The organism is Enterococcus sp. VV15 (assembly GCF_005236045.1).
GTDB lineage: Bacteria > Bacillota > Bacilli > Lactobacillales > Enterococcaceae > Enterococcus_B > Enterococcus_B durans.
Genome location: NZ_QPTY01000118.1, coordinates 1 through 533, shown reverse-complemented (window position 1 = coordinate 533; position 533 = coordinate 1). Strand labels below are relative to the sequence as shown.

The window sequence follows — 533 nt, the reverse complement described above, 5'->3', positions numbered from 1 at the left end:
TCAGCTAGATGTAGAGTAGGTCAACCTAGGGAACCGAAGGTAACGGCATCTTACTCCTTGGTTCCACCTTCTACAGCAAATAATACATTTGAAGCAGAACGAATGGTGATAGACAGAGAAGAATCACAAGAAGAATTTGAGTATTTGCATAAATTGTTTATTCGAGGGTATTCTACTATTCAGCATCCGCACAAACCTGATGTGACTGAAAGACGTAAAAAAATATTTTATGATCGTTACATCAATGGTCTGTCGATTTATTTAACTTCTCAAAGAAATAATACTAGTGAAGAATCTGTCAAACTAGAATCAAACAAGATTATCATCCAATTTGCTTCAGCATTAGAACTGGTTGCTTTTAAGTAGCCAGTTTTTACACTTTTTATACCTTTTTATTACCCATTTGGTTTCCATTTTATACCTTTTTTATACCAATCATTTACCTGTTAAACGTTGTATTATGATAGTGTCGAAAGATTAGGAAACAGGACTTCGACAAATAAACGAAGGGAGGAAATCTCCCTCATCGGGTT

At 34.9% G+C, this 533-nt stretch carries 1 protein-coding gene; it reads left to right on the top strand.

From position 1 onward, the window contains the following. The coding region (locus DVW83_RS14875) for an ArpU family transcriptional regulator (RefSeq protein WP_137239713.1) at positions 1 to 366 on the top strand (366 nt) is incomplete at its 5' end. Between the last annotated feature and the right edge of the window lie 167 nt (positions 367 to 533).